Here is an 18622-nt window from a genome sequence, read left to right as displayed (position 1 = left end):
AAGGCCACCCGCAGGTGGCCTTGTTACAGCTTAATCCAGCTTGACCCCTAAGCGGTTTGCCACTTCTTCGTAAGCTTCAACGACGCCGCCCAGCCCCTGACGGAAACGGTCTTTATCTAATTTTTTGCCGGTGGCTTTATCCCACAGCCGGCAGCCGTCTGGCGAAAATTCATCACCCAGCACCACCTGGCCATTAAACACACCAAATTCCAATTTAAAATCAACCAGTAACATGCCTGCTTCTTCAAACAATGCCGTTAGCACCTGATTTGCCTGAAAGGTATAGGTTTTCATTTGCGCTAGTTGTTCGGCTGTTGCCCAACCAAAAGACACAGCCAATGATTCATTGACCATAGGATCATGTAAGGCATCATTTTTCAAAAATAATTCAAAGGTCGCCGGGCTTAATTTCTGGCCTTCGGTTACGCCTAGGCGGCGTACTAATGAGCCGGCGGCGTAATTACGAACAACACATTCTACCGGGATCATAGCCAGTTTCTTGACCAAAATTTCATCATCAGCTAATAGCGCTTCTGCTTGAGTAGGTATGCCCGCTTGCTCTAACTTCTGCATAATAAAGAAGTTAAATTTGTTATTAATCATACCTTTGCGATCGAGTTGCTCAATGCGCTCGCCATCGAAGGCAGAAGTGTCATTACGAAAATGTAGAATCAGCAGATTTTCATCCGTGGTGTTATACACCGTCTTTGCTTTACCACGATACAGCTCTGTCGTTTTCTGAACCATTATTTACTCCGGTCACCACGCAAAAAATCAGGCGCAAAGTATAAAGATCTTTGGCCTGATCGCAAATCACTTTTTAATGGCTTTCTTTTATAACTCTATCCTGGCTTCACGAGCAGCTTCAGCTAAAGGCTCAACCAGGGACAACACCAAATCAGCGTCCAGCGTTTGCCCCTCTTTAGTTAACAGGCTGATGGCCGTACCCATGTTGTTACGACTTAACACAAATTGATATTGCCCATCTGCCAAAGGTAAAGTACGGGGTGGTGCCCGACGGAATAATGTCGCCCAAAAGCCACGGCTGGGTTTGGTATAACTCACATAATAAGTAAAAATAGAACGATTAAAATCAGTAACGGTCAGGTTTAGCTCTGCAAATAACAATTCCAGTTGCGTCCAGGTGACATCAATCGGCTGGCTGCTGACCATAGCTGGCTCACCCGCACTGTTCATGCCTGGCTGAAGCGATACTTCAGTTTCACGAGAACGATTAGCGCGTACAATCTGAAATTCAGTTACCGCAACCTGGTTAATCAGTTGATTTAACAAATTAACTTCTTCACGTTTTATGGCAAGGGCATTTAACTGGTTTCCTCGCTCAAAATAACGATGCTCCAGTAATTTTGTCGTTAAACTGAGCGAACGGCCATGCGGACGAGGCTCAACGGTTAATGCAAAACGGGCTTCATCTTTCGCCTCGCTGGATTTCCAGAACCAAAACCCTTTATCCTGATAACGTGTCATCCAGCCAGTTTCAAGTTGCAATCCCCCGGCATCGACTGCCGTTAGTGAGACATTTTGACTGGCAAAAAAATCTCGCAACTGTTGTTGTACGAAAGGCAAAATATCACCAGTGTTGTCATTGCGTTCAAACCAGACTCTGGCCAGTTTCTCTTCTTCATCAACACGGCTGCTTGGCGCTGTGGCTAGCACTAAAGACGGCGGCAAACGTTCATCTACCGTTGACGCTGTTGCTGCAGATGCAGCCTGAGGGATATCAAACTGAGATGGCCGGTTTGGCGAGCTCATGCTGGCAGGAAGCTGTAACTCAACCCGATCTGGCAATGTTTTCTCTGCCTGATCACTTTTAAACATCGAACAGCCGCTTAATAGCACGCTGAACGCCAGACAACTTTTAACCCAATAATGCACCTGTACTACTCCTGATATGAAATTCCGGCGTGTTGCAATGCCTGTTCGATTGTTTGGTAATGAATTGGTTCCAGCACCGTCAGCGGTAATCGCATACTATCTGACGGAATAATGCCCATTTTACGTAATGCCCACTTGGTTGGGATAGGATTAGACTCTATAAACAAATCCCGGTGTAAAGGTTGCAGTGTGGCATCCACTTGCTGTGCCAAGAGCTGTTGACCTGTTGTGGCCAACTGACATAGCTGCGCTATCGACTTAGGCGCAACATTTGCCGTAACTGAAATCACACCATGGCCACCTTGTAACATAAAATCGCAGGCCGTGGCATCATCGCCGCTAAGTAAAATAAAATCTGTTGGACAACGCTGTTGTAACTCAGCCAACCGGCTTAAACTTCCCGTCGCCTCTTTTATACCCACAATATTACTGATCAAGGCCAGCTCGGCCACTGTAGCTGGTAATAAGTCAACGCCAGTCCGTCCTGGCACGTTGTATAGTAATATTGGTTTAGCCGTGGCAGCAGCCACCGCGGTAAAATGAGCCAGCATACCATGCTGGGTAGGCTTATTGTAAAAAGGTGTTACTGTTAAAAAACCGGCAATAGGTAAGGTTGATAAGCGCTGGGTTCGGCTCACGGCCTCGGCCGTATTATTACTGCCATTGCCCGCTAACACCGGAATACGGCCAGCAACCTGTTGACATACCCGCTCTATTACCTGCATTTGCTCTTCAAAGCTCAGGGTTACTGCTTCACCGGTAGTGCCCATAATCACTAAACCGTCACTGCCTTGCTGCAGATGAAATTCCACCAGCTGCTTTAAAGCAGGGTAATCTACCGCGCCGTCATTTTGCATAGGGGTGATCAGTGCAACAATACTTCCTTTGAACATTGAGAGCTCCACTTAATAATAAAGGCGCCTATGTTAAAGAGAGCCAGCCGTAAACACAAGAATAGGTTCTGAATAAGCTAACCTTAGACAACGGATGAATTTTTTATCGCCTGTGCTACACTGCCAGCCAGATTTTCTGGCCTGAATGCCAAAAAGCCAGGCAATCGCCATCTCTCCCAACGAATTCATAGGTCAGGTTATGCCTCAACAACTAGTAGTAACAGCTATTGGTGCCGACAGAACTGGCATTGTCAGTAAATTGGCACGACTAGTCACAGAGTGTAATTGCAATATTATTGACAGTCGTATGGCAATTTTTGGCAACGAATTTACCTTTATAATGCTGTTGGATGGCGATCAGGTTGCACTGAGCCGTATTGAGCATTTATTGCCGGCGCTTGGCCTTGAGCTTGATCTGACTACCATGACAAAACGTACCAGTGCCCGGCCCCGCAACACCGTTGTTGCTCATTATGTATTGGACTATGCCGGCCCGGATAAAGTGGGCACCCTTGGCGCTATCACAGGCCTGCTGGCGGGTTTTAATATTTATATTGGCTCTTTGCAATCCGCCAGTACTGCCACAGACAAAGGGAATTGGATGCATACGCAAATGACGCTGGAACTCGCTCAAGGCACAGATCCACAAGCCGTTGAGCAGGCGGTACAGCAATTATTGCAACAACTGGGATTGCAAGGGCATTTACAGGCACAAATTTAATGCATCTGCTTTGCAGCACATTTTTCAGAACTCAATAAGGACAGTCTATTATGAATACCTTAACCGCAGGTCAGACAGCCCCTGGCTTTACTCTTACCGATCAACATCAGCAAGCCATTGCCTTATCTGATTTGCTGCAACAAGGCAGGGTATTAGTGTATTTCTACCCTAAAGCGATGACACCAGGTTGCACCGTGCAAGCCTGTGAGCTGCGTGATCATCTTGCTGAGCTATCATCACAGGGTGTCACCGTGGTTGGCATTAGTACCGACAGCCCGCAACGGTTAGCCAAATTTGCAGAACGTGATGCGCTGAATTTCACACTGCTGGCCGATGAAGATCATAGCGTGGCAGAGGCCTTTGGGGTTTGGGGCACAAAAAAATTTATGGGTAAGGTGTATGATGGTTTGCATCGAATCAGCTTTTTAATTAACCAGGATGGCAGCATTGCCAAAGTGTTTGACAGTTTTAAAACCAAAGATCACCATCAGGTGGTATTAGATTATCTGGCTCAGGCTTAATTTAGCCGGGATATGCAACGCTTTAGCCTCCATTTGTCTTACCGAACCGGCTATTGAACCCAGACTAGTGTTAATTCAGGCTTAGCCCAGTAGCATAACAAAAAACAGAAATTCGGAGTTCATGATGAAATCACGCTTCAAAATGTCACCTATTTCCATATCTTTAGTCAGTTTATGTTTGTTGTTACCCGCTGCTGTCTCAGCCCAATTGCTTAACACAGAAAAGGCGGCCATCAAGATCACTAAAGTGGCTGATGGCCTGGAACACCCCTGGGGCCTGGCGTTTTTACCTGATGGCCGATATCTGGTCACTGAGCGCACGGCAAACATCCGTATCATTAGCCCCGACGGTAGCAAGTCAGCCCCACTAAAAGGCCTGCCGGATATTTTGGTTAATGGTCAGGGCGGTTTACTCGATGTGGTGCTGGATCCAAACTTTAGTGAAAATAAATTAGTTTATATCAGCTATACCGAACCGGGTGGCGATGGCAGCAGCACCGCTGTAGCCAGAGCGACCTTAACTGAAAGCAGTTTAGAAAACTTAACCGTTATATTTAGTGCTCAGCCAAAAATCGAGAGCCGCCACCACTTTGGCAGCCGTTTGGTTTTCGCTGGTGATAAACATTTATTTATTACGCTGGGCGATCGGGGTTCGCGTCGCAACGACGCACAAACCCTGGATAATCACCACGGCAAGGTAATCCGTATTCATACCGATGGTACTATTCCCAGCGACAACCCCTATGTGAAAGATCCGGCCGTACTGGATGATATCTGGTCTTATGGTCATCGCAATATCCAAGGTGCCGCATTACATCCAACTAGCGGCCAGCTGTGGACACATGAACACGGCCCACAGGGCGGTGATGAAATTAATATCGCGCAAGCGACCAAAAATTATGGCTGGCCGGTGATTACCTATGGCGAGGAATATGGTGGCGGTCGAATCGGGCAAACGGCCAAAGCAGGTTTAGAGCAGCCATTGCACTATTGGACCCCTTCCATCGCGCCAAGTGGCATGACGTTTTACCAGGCCGACGCCTTTAGTGGTTGGCAAAATAATTTATTGGTCGGCTCATTACGTTTTGGACAATTGGTGCGTCTGGAGCTGGATGACAACAAAGTCACTCATGAAGAGCGCATTATGATTGGCCAACGTATACGGGATGTACGTCAGGGGCCAGATGGCGCCGTCTACTTACTGACTGATCAAAAAGACGGCCAACTATTAAAATTAACCCCTGCGCCATAAATAGTGCCGAAGACCAAAAAAATCGCTGCCATTGCAGCGATTTTTTATTGCTGGCAGTTAAGAAAAAGTATTAATGCTCGTCATTAAAGCGCTCAGGATGCAGCCGTGTTGACCAGGCTTTAACCGTCGCTTTGACTAAGGATGCTAGTGGGATAGCGAAAAATATTCCCCAAAAACCAAATAAACCACCAAAAAACAACACAGCTATAATGATGAATACCGGATTTAAATCAACCACTTCTGAGAATAATAGCGGAACCAGTACATTTCCATCTAACGCCTGGATTACAGCGTAAGACAACATAAGATAACCAAACTCTGGCGTTAATCCCCATTGAAAGAGCGCTACCAAGGCTACTGGTAAGGTAGCGACAGCTGCACCAATATAAGGAATAAGCACCGAAAAACCGACAATCACAGCCAACAACAACGCATAATTCAGACCAAACAAACTAAAGACGCCGTAGCTTACCGCGCCAACAATTAAAATCTCCAAAATTTTACCGCGAATGTAGTTCATGATCTGCAGGTTCATTTCCTGCCATACCTGTGAAATTAACTTTCGCTCATCTGGTAGCAGTTGTACAAAAGCATCCAACAAGGCCTGCTTATCTTTTAGCATGAAAAACACCATTACCGGTACTAAGACCAGATAAATCAACAGTGCCACTAAATCGACAATTGAGGCCAGAGATAATGACAAAATTTCCAGGCTAAAAGCTCTTATCCGCTCATCAACAGAATGGATTAACACTAATATCTGCTCTTCACTCACTACTCCGGGGAAAGCTTCCGGCAATTCCACTAAATAGGTCCGGCCCAGATCAATCATTTGCGGCAAATCACGCAATAAGGTTCGTCCCTGATACCACACTATAGGTACTATCCACATCACGACCAGCGTAATCAGCCCGATAAAACCTATTACTACAAGGCTGGTACTGAGAGTACGCCCCATCCCCAATCGGGACAAGCGGGTCACAGGCCATTCCAGTAAGTAAGCAAAAGCAATGGCCGCCAAAACCGGTGCAAGTATGCCACTTAGCCAGTACAGGGCTAAAAAACCAATTAATAACATCAGAAACAAGGTAACAACTTGTGGATCTGAAAACTTATTGGTATACCATTTTTTTAACCAGTCCAGCATGTTAGCTCCAGCTTGCCTTGCTTGTTTACTGCAAAAACCCAGTATAACCAGGTTAACATTAAATTTGTCGCTTATCTGCTTCCTAGCCAATAATTATGATAGATTATTGCTACAGCATTTATCATAACAGACTGAACTAAGCCGCTTCAAAACAGACAAAGCTAACAATAGTGCGGCTTAATGTCATTAATGAGTCAGGTCAACTCCCCTATGCGATTAAAGGTAGTAAAAACAGTTCTGTTTTCCGGCTTACTCAGTATTAGCCTGCTTAGCCTAACGTTGTTGGCGCAAACAGCGCTACCTGATATCGGCGGAAATGCGTTTTCTACTATAACCCCTGAAAAAGAAAAACAGCTCGGGGATGTGTTGATGCGCCAAACACGTGGCCAGCTACCTATGGTATATGACCCTTTGCTCGACGAATACATTAATGCATTAGGAAACCGGCTGGTTGCCCGCGCTAATGATGTCAAGTTTCCGTTTAAATTTTATTGGGTCAATAACCGTCATATTAATGCTTTTGCCACCTTAGGCGGGAATATCGCCTCACATACCGGCACTCTGGCCGTATCAGATACCGAGAGTGAATTTGCCTCAGTTATTGCTCACGAAATTGCGCACGTGACGCAGCGCCATATTGCCCGTTTTGTGGAAGCTCAAAACCAAAAAGCGCCGTTATCACTGGCGGCTTTACTGGGTGCTATCGTGCTGGCAACAGTAAATCCTGAGGCAGGTATGGCGGCAATTTATGCCACGCAGGGTGCTTCAGCACAAAGTGCTATCAATTTTACCCGCTCAAATGAGCAAGAAGCCGATCGGATTGGCATGAATATTCTGGTTGAAGCCGGCTTTGACCCGGCAGCCGTACCACAGTTTTTTACCAAGCTTAGTGAACAGTACCGTTTTGCCAATCAGCAACTGGCCTTTTTACAAACTCACCCACTATCAGCGGCAAGGGTTACCGATACCCGCCTCAGAGCTCAGCAATTCCCACAACGTTTTGTGCCTGACAGCATGGATTACACGCTGAGTAAAGCCAGAGTATTGGCCCGTTATCAGCATAGTAATCAAGATGCTTTATTAATTTTTCAACGTAAATTGGCTGAGCCAGGCGGTAATACCCGGGCAAACCGTTACGGCCTGGCTATTGCGCAGTTAGATAACAAAGCCTATGAAGACGCATTACAAACCATTGAACCGCTACTGCAACAGGATCAACATAACCTGTACTATGTTGATGTATTAACCGATGTATTATTGGGGCTTGGCCAATATCAGCGGGCATTGGAGATGTTAGAGCAGGAGTATTTATTACGTCCTAATAATCAGGTGGTAACACTTAATTATGCCAATGCTGCACTAAGAAGTGGCAGCCATAGATTAGCCATTCATTTATTACGTAACCTGTTGTATTACAAAGATGATAATATATTAGCTTATGACTTATTGGCCGAAGCCTACAAACAACTCGAAGATTTTGCCAAGTATTATGAAGCTCGGGCTGATTTACAGTATCAATTAGCGAATTACCCAAGAGCTATTGACGATTTAAATGAAGCTCTAAATCACCTACCTAATGAAGCCAAATTAGAAAATCGCCGTATAGAAGCCAAGAAACGTCAGTTACAGGCTGAATTTGCCCGTTTGCAGCGGATGTAACGCTAAGGATTAAAGATGTTAACCTTATTTCATAACCCGCGCTGCTCAAAAAGCCGCGAAGCATTAACTTTACTTGAGCAACAAAGCATACCTTTTCAAGTGGTTGATTATATTAAACAACCCCTTTCAGAAACTCAGCTTAGCCATCTGCTGAAAGCGCTTGGCATGAATGCGCGGCAATTATTAAGAACCAAAGAAAGTGCTTACACTGAACTTAATTTAGCCAATACAGCCTTAACGGAAGCAGAGTTAATTGCAGCGATGATTAGCCAGCCAAGTTTAATGGAAAGACCCATACTGCTGCGCGGCGACAACGCAGCGATTGGCCGCCCTCTTGCCAATCTACAAGCCTTACTGCAATGACAACTCAAGTATTAGTATTGTATTACTCCAGACACGGCGCTGTGGCTGCGCTGGCCGAAAAAATTGCAGTGGGCATTCATCAGGGGGGGGCTGAAGCTGTGATACGTTGTATAGCGCCGCTACAAGCAACCGCTAACGCCATTGCTGCTTCTCGTCATCCCATTATTCAACTCGATGAGCTGAAAAAATGTGACGGTCTGGCCTTTGGCAGCCCGGTGCGTTTTGGTAATATGGCTGCTGAAGCTAAAGCTTTTTGGGATAGCACCACCAGCTGCTGGCTTAAAGGCGAATTGATTGATAAAGCCGCCGGCGTGTTTACCTCTTCTGGCAGTATGCATGGTGGCAACGAAGCCAATCTGCTCAGTATGATGTTGCCGTTACTGCATCATGGCATGGTGTTAATGGGCATCCCGTACAGTGAACCAGAATTACATAAAACGCAAAGTGGTGGTACCCCCTATGGGCCTAGCCATGTTAGTGGCATGAATGGTGATAGCCAACTAAGTGTTGCCGAACAACGACTTGCCATCGCTTTTGGTAAGCGTCTGGCATTATTAAGTAGCGCCCTTAAACAACAAAGGTTTGATTAACTATGAAGGCAGCACAAGACGTTTCCATGTCGCCCCTGACGCGTCGATATTTATTACTGGCCCGGATGGGTTACTGGGGGCTTTGGTTACTGATCCCGCTATGGTTGTTGTGGTTAGCCCCAGCCAGTTATGGCGATGATCAGGCGTTAAGCGGGAATAAATACCTCTCATTATTATTATTGTGGTTACCTCTATGGGCGCCAATGCTGGGTATCATTAAAGGCCATGCTTATACTTTTGCCTGGGCCAATTTTATTGTGATGATTTATTTTTTACACAGCCTGACCAATCTCTATGTCAGCAGTGGAAGTTATCTGTTTTTTTCAATTGTAGAGTTAATGCTGGCCTGCATGATGTTTATTGGCTGCACTTACTATGCCAGGCACCGTGGCATGGAGCTAGGCTTGAAAATCCCCCGCCTTAAGGATGATCCAAGGCCTTAACGTCATCGGCCGCAGCCGTGTAAAAATTAACCCGCTGTTGAATAAAGCCGGACGTTACCAAATGCTTAAGGCGTTGATGTAACGCCTTAGCGCGCTTGGCATTATGGCTACTTAGTGCGCAAAATACTGCTGGCGCCTCGGTCCAGATAGGATCTGCTACGATATCGGCATCCTGTAATGTTTGCTGATAAAAGTAATAAGATAAATCAACACTCATCACAACATCGAGCCGCCCCTGTTTTAAGCGCTGAATATTACTCTGCAACGAGTGTGCATCATCACGTACGACATCACCCAAGCTAAACACTTGCTCTAATTCCGGATAAGTAAAGCCCCGGGTTGTCCCAACCCTTTTTCCTGCCAGATCAGCAAGATTCGACACAGCAGGGCTGCCAGCAAGGCGCAAAAATAATTGGCGGGTGACAAAGAGTGGCGGACTCCACAACAGCTTATCAGGCTGCTCTACCCAGTCAGGGTTTAAAAAACAGGCAATATCAGCTTCACCACTGTGCAGCCATTGTTCAACCCGGGCACGAGGCAAATCCAAATAGACTACTTCACTTTGCGTTAAGCCAGCCAGCTCATCAAGAATATCTTTACTAAGACCACCAGCTAACTGTTGATATTGATTAAAAATGGCATAGGGAGGCGTATTGGTGTCACTAACAATGGCTCTTAATGCCGGTTCACTCGCAAAAACTGACGTCACACAGCCGGCAAGCAGCATAAAACCACCAGCATTAAGCTCGTACAAATAATCTCTCATTAATATTAAGCCACCACGATAAGACTCAATTTTAAGTATAGTACAAAGTTATATTGTGGCGAGTATTCAGACTAAAATGCCGGCAATAGCAGGCAGCCACAGCATTATTCCCCACGTAAATCCATTTCTTACCAGCGGGCGTATAATCTTATATTCAAACTGTTAAACCTAAGAGTTATGAGCGAACAACTGGCACTGTTTCCGTTAAATCAATTTTTAATGCCCGCAGGTAAGATGAAACTACGGGTGTTTGAACCCCGCTATGTGCGCTTGGTACGGGAAGCCGCGGCTGGAAAGCGGCCTTTTGCCATTGCCCTGTTGAACCCCTTTGTTAATCAGCAACACCCAGACAGAATTTTATCCTTGGTCACCAGGGCTAACATTGATGATTTCGAGCAATTGCCTGATGGCTTATTAGGTATCACCATTAGCGGTGTTCAAAGAATGAAGATAATAAGTCGCTGGCAAGAGCAAGATAAGCTACATGTTGCTGATTGTCAGCCGTTGCCTGGTTGGTCAGCTGCAGAGGTGCCGGCAGATTGTCAGGCATTGGCTGAGTCTATGCAAAAATTACTACTCAGCTACCCGCAATTACAGCAGTTTTACCCTCAGCCGAAGCTTGATGATGCGTCCTGGTTGGCAGGTCGCTGGTTGGAACTGATGCCGATGCAACCGGCATTAAAACAACAATTGGCTGCAACTACTGAGCCCGAGCAATGTCTTGCAGGATTAAAAAGCTGGTTTGAACATAACGCCTGAGCCTATTTAATCCCCACACCTTATTCTATACCCAGATATTTGTGCACCTGCACACTGAGCCGCCAATTATGTTTTTTACAGTAAGCAATGGCCAGTTGTGTGGCTTTAGTTTGCTGGCTAATCGGCTGCAGATACACCAACTTACCAGTTAAATCCGTACTGCTCAGCAAATCTAGTAACTGCTCAATATGCTTGTCCATCGCTACCGGGTGTTTAATTTCGTTGGCGCGATCAAGGGCGCTTTGTAATACCTTATAGCCGCCTTTCATGCCAATTTTAGGGGATACGGTGACCCAGCTTTTTGCCGGCACCTGAATATCAAAGGTACCACTGGTTTCAATTTGGGTTTGGTAACCCTTATCATGTAACGCCTGACATAAGGGCCGAAGATCATACATACAAGGCTCACCGCCGGTAATCACCACATGCCGCGCCTGATAGCCCTGCGCCTGAAATAATACCAGTAATTGTGCTGCGTCTACCGCAGACCATTGTTCGGTTTCAGCCGATTTAGCCAGCACACCATCAAGGCTCAGCTCTAACTCAGGGTGTACACTCCAGGTGTGTTTGGTGTCACACCAACTGCAGCCTACCGGGCAACCTTGCAAGCGGATAAAAATAGCCGGCTGCCCGGTAAAGCTCCCCTCGCCCTGGATAGTTTCAAAAACTTCGTTAACCTTATATAACAAGCCGCGGGCTCCTTTCATTTGACGGATGTGGCAAGCAGGGTGATTTGACGGCCAGCTTAAAGTACAATGCGCGGCCGATTTATTCGCTATTATACAAGAGAGAGACAGTGATGAGCCAAAAAGTTGTGGTTATTTATTCAGGTGGTATGGATTCTTTTACTGTACTGCATAAAGCCGTTGCGGCTGGCCACGATGTTTATGCGCTGTCTTTTAATTATGGCCAGCGTCATGTTAAAGAACTAATTTGTGCGGCAAATGTATGTAAAGAGCTGAATATAAAACATAAAATTGTCGACATCTCGGCGATAAACCAGCTTATATCCGGCTCGTCGCTGACCAGCGATATCGACGTACCTGAAGGCCACTATGCGGCAGACAATATGAAATCGACCATAGTGCCAAACCGCAACATGATATTGTTATCACTTGCCGTAGGCTATGCCGACTCTATTGGCGCTCGCGCTGTCTATTATGGTGCCCACTCTGGCGATCATTTTATCTATCCGGATTGCCGGCCAGAATTTGTGCAAAAAATGCACGATGTTTGCCAAATCGCCAATTACCAGCCGGTGGATATTGTCAGCCCCTATTTGTACCAGACCAAAATTGACATTTTAGCCGATGGGCTAGCCATGGGGCTGGATTATGGCAAAACCTGGACCTGCTATAACGGCCGCGAGTTAGCCTGCGGCAAATGTGGCGCCTGTCAGGAGCGACTGGAAGCCTTTACCCTAAATAACGCCACTGATCCACTGCCCTACGAAGCAGCGTAAAACTCAGCAGTTAACGTCACTAACCAGTTATATCATATAGAAAAGCGGCCTTGTAACGGCCGCTTTTCACTTTATACTGTGCGGTAATACTAGTTTTACCATGGGGGGTCAGGCCTTGCTTTTTGCATTTGTTAACAAATGCAAAAAGCAAGGCCTGACCCCAAAGGTTTTATTTGGGGATATCTATGTTTGCATTTTGGTTTGCCATTCCGTTTTGGCAACGGGTATTAGGGGCATTAATTCTGGGGGTACTGGCAGGTGTTGCGCTGGGCGAAAGTGCCACTGTATTCAGGCCTTTGGGTACTTTATTTATTAATGCGATTCGCATGCTGGTGGTGCCTCTAGTGTTCTTTGCGCTGATCACCAGTATTACCTCGCTGGGTGATACCCATAAAATGCAACGGCTGGCCTTTAAAACCATTGGCCTGTTTTTATTTACGGCCTTTATCGCCAGTCTGATTGGCTTAAGTGTCGGCAGCCTGATGAACTGGGGTGATGCGCTGCAATTAACCGCCACTGAGGTACGTCAACGCGATATTCCACCTGTAGCAGATGTAATCACCGGTTTAATCCCAACAAATCCTATCGCCGCTATGGTAAACGGCAATATATTGCAAATCATTGTTTTTGCTACACTAGTAGGCATTGCCATCAATGTGGTTGGCGAAAAAGCCCGGCCAATGCAACAAGTGGTACAAGCAGGCGCTGATATTATGTATCAAATCACTCGTATGGTCATGCAACTAACACCCTTTGGTGTCTTTGGTTTAATGGCCTGGGCCGTTGGCAACTTTGGCCTGGCCACCCTGCTGCCACTTAGCCAATTTATTATTGCTATTTATATTGCTTGTTTTATTCATATCTTTTTTGTGTATGGTGGCTTGGTCAAATTGTTTGGTGGCATGGGGGTCCGGCAGTTTTTCAAAGCCGTGCTTCCTGCACAGCTGGTGGCGTACAGCAGTGCCAGCAGCTATGGCACCCTGCCGGTAACACATAAAGTGGTCACTGAAGATTTAAAAGTATCCAGTAACTATGCCAGCTTTGTATTACCGCTGGGAGCGACCATAAATATGGATGGCTGTGGTGGTATTTTTCCGGCGATAGCGGCGATTTTCATTGCCCATATTTACGGTATTGATTTAAGCGCGCTGGATTATGTATTGATTGCCGGCACCGCTACGCTGGCGTCTGTGGGCACAGCAGGCGTACCCGGCACGGCTATGGTAATGCTTACTGTGACGCTAAGTGTTGTCGGCTTACCGATTGAGGGCATTGCTTTTATTGCTGCAGTCGACAGGATTATCGATATGATGCGCACCGCTACTAATGTCACTGGTGATACCATGGTAGCGCTAGTGGTAGGACGCTCCGAAGGTTTAGTCGACGTTACACCACCAGCAAGCAACTAGGCTTTATTAGCTCGTTACATCGTTGATATGCTTGCAATTGTCTTAATTCGGTTGCAAGTCAGTCTGACTTTACGTACAAAGTTATGTCAGCGCATATTAAGGGTTAACCATGCTAAAAGCTCACTTTATTCAACTTTGCGTGTTAAGCGCCTGCCTGGTAATACCCCTTACTGAGGCCAAAGTTAGCGACATCACGCCTAAGCTGGCGGTGGCGCAAACAGAAAGTCAGAAATTAAATCGCTGGTTTGAAGATATTTACCAGCAACAATTGTTACGAAGCCCGATGCAACTTACACGCTCGGGCAGCAAACTGCACTACGACAAGTTAGACGACTTTAGGGATCAGGCACTGGTTGAACAGCAACAATGGCTAAACGCTGTAACTGCGCAAATGGTTGCAACCATAAATCCTGAATACCTTGATAGCGAAACCAAAACCTCTTACCAGCTTTGGCTGTATCAGCTAAACATTGCTGAACAGGGCCATCGTTTCAGACATTATGATTATATTTTTAATCAAATGTTCTCACTGCACGCGTCACTACCGCAATTTATTATTAACTCTCACCAGGTTGAGACTGAACAAGATATGCGGGATTATATTAGCCGTCTGTCACACCTGGGCAGAGCCATAACTCAGCTTACTGAGCGGGCAAAAGCTGGCACTGAATATGGCGTTATTTATCCGGCTTTTGCTGTTAAAGCCATAGCACGGCAAAGCCAAAATCTGTTAACCGGCCAGCCGTTCTCGCCCGGTAGCCCCTCACCATTATGGCAAGATGGCTTAACTAAAATCGGTTATTTACAACAGCAAAGACTTATCTCTGAGCAACAAGCCAGTGCCTTAAAAGCACAGGTTCAGCAGGCACTGTTTACGCAGGTAGCACCAGCCTACCAGCAATTAATTGCCTGGAGTAACGCCAGTGTCTCTTTATCGCCCGAGGTAAATACTGGTATCTGGCAAAGGCCAAATGGTAAAGAGTATTACGCCTATCAGTTGGCGTTTCATACCACCACATCAATGACGGCAGCTGAAATCCACGAACTTGGATTAACTGAAGTTAGTCGCCTAACGGCAGAGATGAAACAGCTAAAGCAACAGCTGAAATTTGACGGTGATTTACCAGCTTTTTTTAACTTTATTCGCCATGATGAACGTTTTTTCTACCCTAATACTGACGAAGGCAGGCAAGCATATATGGATGATTCCAGTGCATATCTGGCAAAAATTGCACAGCAATTACCATTATTTTTTGGCTTACTCCCCAATACTCCGCTGGAAGTCAAAAGGGTTGAAGCATACAGAGAGCAGGCTGGTGCCGCCCAACATTACATGGCTGGCAGCCCTGATGGCTCACGGCCTGGTGTTTACTATGCACATCTAGCGGATATGGCGGCCATGCCCAAACCAGAAATGGAAGCCATCGCTTACCATGAGGGGCTCCCCGGCCATCACTTACAAATATCCGTCGCCCAGCAACTGCGCCATTTACCAACGTTCAGGCGAACAGCCCGCTCGACCGTTTATACTGAAGGGTGGGCGCTCTATGCTGAGTATCTGGCTAAAGAAATGGGTGCCTATGAAGATCCCTATAGTGAGTTTGGCCGTTTGATGACAGAAATATGGCGTGCTGTGCGCCTGGTAGTAGATACAGGCTTACATGACAAACAATGGACAGAGCAGCAAGCTATTGACTATTTTCGTCAGCATACGCCAATAAATGACAATGCGATTATTGCCGAGGTGCAGCGGTATCTAATGTTCCCGGGGCAGGCGACCGCATTTAAAATTGGCATGAATGAGATCCTAAGATTGCGCCATCAAGCTGAAGCTCACTTTCAACAGCAGTTTGATATCATCCAGTTTCACGACAAAGTATTAGATAGTGCCGCGCTACCGCTGCATTTATTGCAACAACGTATTGACGATTGGATCGCAAACGACACCCCCTAACCTTGATAAACAATACAGCAGTAGCGCTTAAATGATAGCTACTGCTTTATTATCAGGTTTCAAACACTAAACAAACGGGAGTGCAGCTGCTTCACTACCGCAGGCGCATCGGCATCCTGTACTAAAAAGCACAGATTATGCTTAGAGGCGCCATGACAAATAAGCCGCATATTGATGCGTTCTAGTGTTTGAAACAAGTCACCGGTCACCCCTTTACTGCTATGCAAGTGATTGCCAATAACCGCCACCAGGCTTAGCCCCTGCTCTACCACGACATCGCAAAATGCCCGTAACTCGACTAAGGCTGGTTCAAATGCCTGACTAAAGGCGCTGGTCATGCCGCCTTCGTCCAGTGTCAGCGCGACACTGATTTCAGAGGTAGTGACGAGATCTACCGAAATCTGATGGCGACTTAAAATATCAAACACCCTGGCTAAAAAGCCGGCAGCATGTAACATAGCCGGGCTTTTAACGGTAATAAGTGTTTGGGATTTACGCAAGGCAATAGCGCGATATGGTGGCCGCTGCTGTACTTCTTTCGCAATCCAGGTACCACCGGCGTCTGGTTCACGGCTAGAGCCCACAAAGACACCAATATTGCGGCGCATGGCTGGAATCAGGGTTGCCGGATGCAGCACTTTGGCGCCAAAGGTCGCCATTTCAGCCGCTTCATCAAAACTTATTTCCGGAATACAGCGTGCCTGATCGGTTAAACGCGGATCTGTAGTAAAAATGCCGACCACATCGGTCCAGATTTGTACCGTGGTGGCAGCCAGGGCTTCAGCCAATAAAGCGGCACTATAATCAGAGCCACCGCGACCGAGCGTCGTGGTTTGCTCAAACTCATCCTGGCCAATAAAGCCCTGAGTTACAATACGTTGTTCAGCCAGTAACGGCTGCAAATGCACCTCAGCTAAATCGGCCAACGCCTCTATATTTGGCTCAGCGCGGCCAAAGCGACTATCCGTTCGCATAACTCTTCTGACATCAAAGCAACTGGCAGCAGCGCCACGCTCTCTAAGTACCTGTGCAAATAATACAGAACTTAAACGCTCACCAAAAGATTGAATTAAATCCTTGTGGGCACTACTGTATACCGCACCACCATTTTCAATTAATGCTTTTAATTCAACCAATAATAGTTCAATACTGCCAGCCACTACCGCAGGCTGCTGTAATTGGTTCAGCACAGCTAAGGTAATACGCTCAATACCAGCATAGGCATCATAACGCTCAGTCACATCAGTGGTTTTGGTAATTTCTACTAATAAATTGGTAACACCAGAACTGGCGCTCACGACCACCACGCGAATGGCGTCATCAGACAGCACGATATCCGCACAACGGGACATCGCAGCAAAATCGGCAACACTAGTGCCGCCGAATTTGGCAATAATAAGTTTGGACAAGGGGGTCTCTCCTTACAAAAAAATAAGCAGAGCATGGCATTTGCTAAAAAGGCAAAACGAGGATGGCTACTAAAGTTGCGTAAAACCCGTTGCTAATAACAAAGGCCAGAAGCTCTCCACCGAATTAACAGGTGACAGTCGCAGGGATTCAACCCTGGCAACCGAACAAACAACCGCTATAGGTTGATTGTTCTCGGCGTTAATCCCCCTCTCCAACGCTACGAGTTATAGCACTCTGACGCTGGATACCTGGTTAACGCACCTCTTCTGGTCTATCTGATATGATTGACGCCTGGCACTCTACCCTGATCGTCAGCGAATAGCAATAGCCTTGTAGCCGTCTATGTGTAAATGCGCACGCTTTGCTGAGCTGCCGCCAGCATTTAGCGCGCTATACTAGCAATAATTACTGAACCTGTGCTGATTAAGTTACGCTAAATTAACGAAGAATCGCCTGCAAGGGTTGAGTTTTAACCATATTGGTGACGAATAGCGCTCAGCAAGCTGATAAAGTCATCCATTTCCTGCTCATTTTTGGCATCGGCATGCCATTTGTTGTGAAACCCCAACGTCAACTGCACTTTATTGCTAAATAAATACACATCATAGCCATCAAAGCCCGGCGCAACCGTCAGGCCTTGCAACGTAAAACCATTACCAAAGGGTGTGGCTGCTGGCTCGCCGTGCTTCTCTACCAAGGCGTATACATTCAATAAAAATTTTCCATCTAATTCGGTTTGCATCGCTCATACTCCTGTTTTCGTTTTGCCTGTTGCGCTTGTGCCCATGAAACTGGCTTTCTGTCTGAGTCTGTTTGAACCAGATACGCAATAACGGTATAGTGCGGTTGTCTTATAAGGAGAAAAAAATGAACAAGACTGTTATTACTGCTTCTCTCGCCCTGTGTTTCAGCTACTCTGTAGCAGCTAAGGTGGTACAGGATGCGCCTCTGGTATCCATCCCCACTCATGATGCTTACTTTAACCACTTAAAAGCCCTATGTGGTAAAGCTTTTGCCGGTAAGGTTACGGTTGATAACCCGGTGGCCGGCGGCTTTGAAGGCCCGCTCATTATGCATGTTCGCAAGTGCACTGATCACCAGTTGCACATTCCTTTTCATGTCGGCGACAATCACTCACGTACCTGGATACTAACAAAAACCGGCTCAGGTATCAGTTTAAAGCATGATCACAGATTAAAAGATGGTAATCATGATCCCGTGACGATGTATGGCGGCCACACTGTTGATGCCGGCTTTGACCGGGTACAGTCTTTTCCGGTTGACCAATATTCAAAAGAATTATTTGTCGCTGATGGTATTCCTGCATCAAATACCAACGTCTGGCAGATGTATATTTACCCGGAGCGTTTTACCTAC

General features: G+C 46.4%; 20 protein-coding genes and 1 riboswitch. Of the genes, 12 read left to right on the top strand and 8 right to left on the bottom strand.

Going from position 1 to position 18622, the window contains the following annotated elements; all coding sequences use genetic code 11:
• Window positions 1-30: 30 nt before the first annotated feature.
• The 3 genes from purC to dapA form a co-directional block, all read right to left on the bottom strand.
• The gene (gene purC, locus V7D78_RS01985) at window positions 31-747 is read right to left on the bottom strand and encodes a phosphoribosylaminoimidazolesuccinocarboxamide synthase (protein ID WP_333606747.1); all 717 of its coding nucleotides are present in this window, start codon (window positions 745-747) and stop codon (window positions 31-33) included.
• A gap of 87 nt (window positions 748-834) precedes the next feature.
• Window positions 835-1896 (bottom strand): outer membrane protein assembly factor BamC, encoded by a 1062-nt coding sequence (gene bamC, locus V7D78_RS01980; protein ID WP_333606746.1) that lies wholly within the window; start codon window positions 1894-1896, stop codon window positions 835-837.
• A gap of 5 nt (window positions 1897-1901) precedes the next feature.
• Window positions 1902-2789, bottom strand: coding sequence for a 4-hydroxy-tetrahydrodipicolinate synthase (gene dapA / locus V7D78_RS01975; RefSeq protein ID WP_333606745.1), 888 nt, complete (start codon window positions 2787-2789; stop codon window positions 1902-1904).
• A gap of 199 nt (window positions 2790-2988) precedes the next feature.
• On the opposite strand from dapA, the gene V7D78_RS01970 reads away from it, so the two are divergent.
• The 3 genes from V7D78_RS01970 (at window position 2989) to V7D78_RS01960 (ending at window position 5283) form a co-directional block, all read left to right on the top strand.
• Window positions 2989-3510 carry a glycine cleavage system protein R gene (locus tag V7D78_RS01970; RefSeq protein WP_333606744.1) on the top strand — a complete coding sequence of 174 codons (522 nt, stop codon included), beginning with the start codon at window positions 2989-2991 and terminating at the stop codon, window positions 3508-3510.
• 50 nt (window positions 3511-3560) lie between these two features.
• The gene (gene bcp, locus V7D78_RS01965) at window positions 3561-4031 is read left to right on the top strand and encodes a thioredoxin-dependent thiol peroxidase (RefSeq protein ID WP_333606743.1); all 471 of its coding nucleotides are present in this window, start codon (window positions 3561-3563) and stop codon (window positions 4029-4031) included.
• A gap of 124 nt (window positions 4032-4155) precedes the next feature.
• Window positions 4156-5283, top strand: a complete 1128-nt coding sequence (locus V7D78_RS01960; protein WP_333606742.1) for a PQQ-dependent sugar dehydrogenase — start codon at window positions 4156-4158, stop codon at window positions 5281-5283.
• 70 nt (window positions 5284-5353) lie between these two features.
• Here V7D78_RS01960 and V7D78_RS01955 read toward each other — a convergent pair whose 3' ends face one another.
• Entirely contained in the window at window positions 5354-6430 is a 1077-nt protein-coding gene (locus V7D78_RS01955; protein WP_333606741.1) for an AI-2E family transporter, read from the bottom strand.
• Between the two features lie 210 nt (window positions 6431-6640).
• On the opposite strand from V7D78_RS01955, the gene V7D78_RS01950 reads away from it, so the two are divergent.
• Genes V7D78_RS01950 through V7D78_RS01935 form a run of 4 tightly spaced genes read left to right on the top strand, consistent with a single transcriptional unit; the run spans window position 6641 to window position 9485 of the window.
• Entirely contained in the window at window positions 6641-8089 is a 1449-nt protein-coding gene (locus V7D78_RS01950; RefSeq protein ID WP_333606740.1) for a M48 family metalloprotease, read from the top strand.
• A 15-nt stretch (window positions 8090-8104) separates the two neighbouring features.
• Window positions 8105-8452, top strand: coding sequence for an arsenate reductase (glutaredoxin) (arsC, locus tag V7D78_RS01945; protein WP_333606739.1), 348 nt, complete (start codon window positions 8105-8107; stop codon window positions 8450-8452).
• Window positions 8449-9042 (top strand): NAD(P)H:quinone oxidoreductase, encoded by a 594-nt coding sequence (gene wrbA, locus V7D78_RS01940; RefSeq protein ID WP_333606738.1) that lies wholly within the window; start codon window positions 8449-8451, stop codon window positions 9040-9042. The genes arsC and wrbA overlap by 4 nt, the downstream gene beginning before the upstream one ends.
• A 2-nt stretch (window positions 9043-9044) precedes the next feature.
• Window positions 9045-9485, top strand: a complete 441-nt coding sequence (locus V7D78_RS01935; protein WP_442886490.1) for a DUF2069 domain-containing protein — start codon at window positions 9045-9047, stop codon at window positions 9483-9485.
• Here the strand turns inward: V7D78_RS01935 and V7D78_RS01930 are convergent.
• Window positions 9463-10251 (bottom strand): substrate-binding periplasmic protein, encoded by a 789-nt coding sequence (locus V7D78_RS01930; RefSeq protein ID WP_333606737.1) that lies wholly within the window; start codon window positions 10249-10251, stop codon window positions 9463-9465. The genes V7D78_RS01935 and V7D78_RS01930 overlap by 23 nt on opposite strands.
• 177 nt (window positions 10252-10428) lie before the next feature.
• On the opposite strand from V7D78_RS01930, the gene V7D78_RS01925 reads away from it, so the two are divergent.
• Window positions 10429-11010 (top strand): LON peptidase substrate-binding domain-containing protein, encoded by a 582-nt coding sequence (locus V7D78_RS01925; protein WP_333606736.1) that lies wholly within the window; start codon window positions 10429-10431, stop codon window positions 11008-11010.
• Window positions 11011-11030: 20 nt separating this feature from the next.
• On the opposite strand, the gene queE is transcribed toward V7D78_RS01925, so the two are convergent.
• Entirely contained in the window at window positions 11031-11699 is a 669-nt protein-coding gene (gene queE, locus V7D78_RS01920; RefSeq protein ID WP_333606735.1) for a 7-carboxy-7-deazaguanine synthase QueE, read from the bottom strand.
• A 110-nt stretch (window positions 11700-11809) separates the two neighbouring features.
• On the opposite strand from queE, the gene queC reads away from it, so the two are divergent.
• The 3 genes from queC (at window position 11810) to V7D78_RS01905 (ending at window position 15835) form a co-directional block, all read left to right on the top strand.
• Window positions 11810-12472 carry a 7-cyano-7-deazaguanine synthase QueC gene (queC, locus tag V7D78_RS01915; protein ID WP_333606734.1) on the top strand — a complete coding sequence of 221 codons (663 nt, stop codon included), beginning with the start codon at window positions 11810-11812 and terminating at the stop codon, window positions 12470-12472.
• A gap of 185 nt (window positions 12473-12657) precedes the next feature.
• Window positions 12658-13881 carry a dicarboxylate/amino acid:cation symporter gene (locus V7D78_RS01910; protein WP_333606733.1) on the top strand — a complete coding sequence of 408 codons (1224 nt, stop codon included), beginning with the start codon at window positions 12658-12660 and terminating at the stop codon, window positions 13879-13881.
• 109 nt (window positions 13882-13990) lie between these two features.
• Window positions 13991-15835: a DUF885 domain-containing protein gene (locus V7D78_RS01905; protein ID WP_333606732.1), complete on the top strand. Its 1845-nt coding sequence runs from the start codon at window positions 13991-13993 to the stop codon at window positions 15833-15835.
• 59 nt (window positions 15836-15894) lie between these two features.
• Here the strand turns inward: V7D78_RS01905 and lysC are convergent, their stop codons facing one another.
• Both lysC and V7D78_RS01895 read right to left on the bottom strand, forming a co-directional pair.
• A complete protein-coding gene (gene lysC, locus V7D78_RS01900) occupies window positions 15895-17244 on the bottom strand; it encodes a lysine-sensitive aspartokinase 3 (protein ID WP_333606731.1) in 1350 nt (449 codons plus the stop codon).
• Window positions 17245-17345: 101 nt separating this feature from the next.
• Window positions 17346-17519, bottom strand: a riboswitch (Lysine riboswitch).
• A gap of 195 nt (window positions 17520-17714) precedes the next feature.
• Window positions 17715-17987: a DUF3081 family protein gene (locus V7D78_RS01895; RefSeq protein WP_333606730.1), complete on the bottom strand. Its 273-nt coding sequence runs from the start codon at window positions 17985-17987 to the stop codon at window positions 17715-17717.
• Window positions 17988-18112: 125 nt separating this feature from the next.
• On the opposite strand from V7D78_RS01895, the gene V7D78_RS01890 reads away from it, so the two are divergent.
• On the top strand, window positions 18113-18622 hold a 510-nt coding region (locus V7D78_RS01890), incomplete at its 3' end, for a hypothetical protein (protein WP_333606729.1).

The sequence above is a fragment of the Arsukibacterium sp. genome (assembly GCF_036735525.1).
Taxonomy (GTDB): Bacteria; Pseudomonadota; Gammaproteobacteria; order Enterobacterales; family Alteromonadaceae; genus Alishewanella.
Note: the sequence above shows the minus strand (reverse complement) of the source record. Positions and strands in the feature narration are given on the sequence as shown.